The following is an 816-nucleotide window of genomic DNA, read 5'->3' on the forward strand; positions in this document are numbered from 1 at the left end:
TAACGCCTGCATAACACGTTTACTACTATGCAATTATACTTAATATTGACGCCTTAAAACGAGAAACACCCGGCAAACTGAGATTGCCGAGTGTAGTAAATCGTGTTGATGCATTTGTTATATGCAAACAACCATTCTTACTATGAGGTCATTACTTTGATGCCAAAAATGGTAAACAATCCACCAGTGACATAATCCATAACCCCAGAAATACGAGCATAAACACTTTTAGCTGATTCATGGGAAAACGCGGTAGCTAAGAATAAATGCCAACTAAGCGTAATTGAAGCCATTGTTAGCATGATTGCTAATATCATCGTTGCACTCATGTTTTCAGGCATGGAAACACTGAATAAACTGACAACGAAGAAACCCGTTTTCGGATTTAAAATACTGGTGATAAACGCTGAAATGAAAACCTTTCTTTTCGATGGTGATACCGTTTGATTGATTTCAGTTAACTCACCTAACCTCTTTATTTTTCGAGTTAGATAAATCTGACGCATTCCCAAATACAATAAATAACTGCCACCTACCACTTTCATTAAACCAAATAATTGAGGAAAATGAGAAAAGAGAATAACTAATCCGGAGCCACCAAAAAACGACCACAGTAACGTTGCACAACTAACACCGAAAGCAGAAAAAGCCGCAATTTTACGGTCGTAATTAAGTGCAGTGTTAATCGTTAAAAGTACATTAGCTCCAGGAGTCGCAACAGCTAACATCCAAATTAAAGTCACATGAAGAAGAACCAATAAATATTCCATTACCTACCATTCCAATAAATTAAGCTGTGAGCTTAAAAAAGCATAT

1 protein-coding gene is annotated in these 816 nt (G+C 36.5%); it reads right to left on the bottom strand.

Annotation, left to right across the window (positions count from 1 at the left end; all coding sequences use genetic code 11):
• Positions 1-140: 140 nt before the first annotated feature.
• The gene (locus PVK70_RS18760) at positions 141-770 is read right to left on the bottom strand and encodes a LysE family translocator (RefSeq protein WP_130049503.1); all 630 of its coding nucleotides are present in this window, start codon (positions 768-770) and stop codon (positions 141-143) included.
• Positions 771-816 lie beyond the last annotated feature (46 nt).

Origin of the sequence: Aliivibrio sp. A6 (assembly GCF_028765505.1) — a bacterium.
GTDB classification, from domain to species: Bacteria; Pseudomonadota; Gammaproteobacteria; order Enterobacterales; family Vibrionaceae; genus Aliivibrio; species Aliivibrio finisterrensis_A.